The 1,722-nt window shown below is 68.2% G+C and carries 1 protein-coding gene; it reads right to left on the bottom strand.

The features are described from left to right. Positions 1-174 precede the first annotated feature (174 nt). Positions 175-1,314, bottom strand: coding sequence for a serine hydrolase domain-containing protein (locus tag DY245_RS33040; protein ID WP_425329466.1), 1,140 nt, complete (start codon positions 1,312-1,314; stop codon positions 175-177). Between the last annotated feature and the right edge of the window lie 408 nt (positions 1,315-1,722).

Consider the following 1,722-nt stretch of genomic DNA (forward strand, 5'->3'; position numbering starts at 1 on the left):
CTTCGGCGTCGCCGGATGTGACAGCGCCGCCGCCGGCACCCTTGAGGGCAGCCACCTCGAACTTCCCGTCACCGGCGGCACGGGCGAGCACTGTGCCACAGGCGGCGGCCACGCGTGTGGTCAAAATCCTGGCAGTCAACGAGACACGCTCCGAATCTGTGGTGCTTGGTGGGGTCACTTGCCGCAGAACTCGGCCTCGACGATACGGTCCCAGGAGCCGCCCCAGTCGCCGTTGAAGTTGATCGACAGTGCGTGCTCGCCGTTCGCGGTGACCAGGGAATTCGAGACGGATCCCTGGATGCCTCCGCTGTGGCCCCACAGGTCGCCGCAGGCCGACTTCAGCTTCATGAGGCCGAGGCCGTAGGAGACGTTCGTTCCCGCGCCGACCGGCACGGTGGTGGTCATCTCCTTCAGTTGGCGCGGCTTGAGGAGCTTCCCCGAGAGCAGGGCCCGGTAGAACCGGTTGAGATCCCTGGAGGTGGAGACGATCTCGCCTGCGGCGCCGGCGAGGGAGGGGTTGAGGCCGGTGACGTCGTACGTCACGCTCCCCGGCTCCCCGGGCCCCCCGAGGTTCCCGGTCAGTTTCGAGTACGCGCGACCGCTGGGCCGGGGCATATGCGACTCGGTGCCCGGCAGCGTGGTGGAGTCCATGTGCAGCGGGCGCAGGATGCGGCGCTCGATCTCGTGGGCGTAGGTGTGGCCGGTGGCCTTTTGGATCACCATTCCGGCGAGGATGTAGTTGGTGTCGGAGTACTGCCAGCGGTCGCCGGGCGCGAAGTCCGGTCGGTGGGTCATGGCGAGTTCGACGATCTGCCGCGGTGTCCAGGTGTCGTAGCGGTGCCGGAGGAAGTCGGTGGAGAACTCCCGACGTTTGAAGCCCTCATCCTCGGTGTAGCTGTAGATCCCGCTGGTGTGGTTGAGGATCTGACGCAGAGTGATGTGCGTGCCGTCGTGTCCGTTGCCCCGGACCAGGCCGGGCAGCCAGTGGTCCACGGTGTCGTCCAGGCTCAGCTTCCCCTCGGCCTCCAGCTGGAGTGCCACCGTGGCGATGAAGGTCTTGGTGATCGAGCCGACCCGATACCGGTCCTCGGCCCGGCGCGGTGCGCCGGTATTCAGGTCGGCGGTGCCGGCGCGGCCGAACCAGGTGTTGCGCCCCTGTTGGGCCTCCGCGACCACTCCGGGCACCCCGCCCTCGACCACGGCGTCGATGGCCTCCTGAGCGGCCCGGTGGTCGCTTCGCGCGTCCGTCACGGTCTTGGATTCCGCCGCGGCGGGTATCGCGAAGGTGGTGGCCAGCACGGCCGCCGCGACCACCCCGACGACACCGGACCCGTACCTGGTCGTGCGTACGGGCCACGCCGTCCTGTCACGGGGTCGGGAGGAACGGAATGTGGGGCGTTCGCGCTCGTACACGAGGAGCTCCTGGAGGTCGAGGGGAGGCAACCGGCTTGGTCGAGGGGAGGCAACCGGCTTGCGGGATCAGCATCTCCGAGCGGCCCGCGCGAAGGGATCCGGCTACCCGCACACCTCGCACTGGAGCCAACCCCCTGGTATCGGTCGAGAGGACCCGCCTTGAAGTGGGGGGCCAACCCCCTTGTCCTGTCCCCCTTGTCCTGTCCCACCAGCATCTTCTTAGAAGCCTCTTAAGCCGCCCGACTATCCAGTCACCTATGACACCCGACATCGCCAAGAGGCCCACAACCGCCGGGCGGCGCCGCGGCA

Source organism: Streptomyces inhibens, from assembly GCF_003389455.1.
GTDB classification, from domain to species: Bacteria; Actinomycetota; Actinomycetes; order Streptomycetales; family Streptomycetaceae; genus Streptomyces; species Streptomyces inhibens.